Here is a 300-nt window from a genome sequence, read left to right on the forward strand (position 1 = left end):
TGATACTTAACTTCGCGCTGCGAACTCATGTCCAAATAGTCGCGTTCCCGTGCTAAGGCGTTCATAACTGCGCGCATTTCCAGTTCCTTTTCCGCCCCCGTAAATTCAGGATGGCGGACAACATCGAACCAGGCACGCGTAAAATCACGCGTTCGCGTCCGCTGCTTTTGCGTCATCAAATCAAACATAACGGACTGTTTCACGTTCGCTGGCAAGTACATTTTTTGGACCGTATCAATGGCCTGATGCACCATTTCAACACGAATTTTATCTATTTCATTGGCTGCCTCATCATCCGTT

The 300-nt window shown here is 48.0% G+C and carries 1 pseudogene; it reads right to left on the reverse strand.

What is annotated here, in order from left to right:
* Positions 1-300 (reverse strand): annotated as a pseudogene (locus tag MZO40_RS17125) (sodium:proton antiporter); the annotation flags it as partial.

Source organism: Lactiplantibacillus sp. B652, from assembly GCF_023806745.1.
GTDB classification, from domain to species: domain Bacteria; phylum Bacillota; class Bacilli; order Lactobacillales; family Lactobacillaceae; genus Lactiplantibacillus; species Lactiplantibacillus pentosus.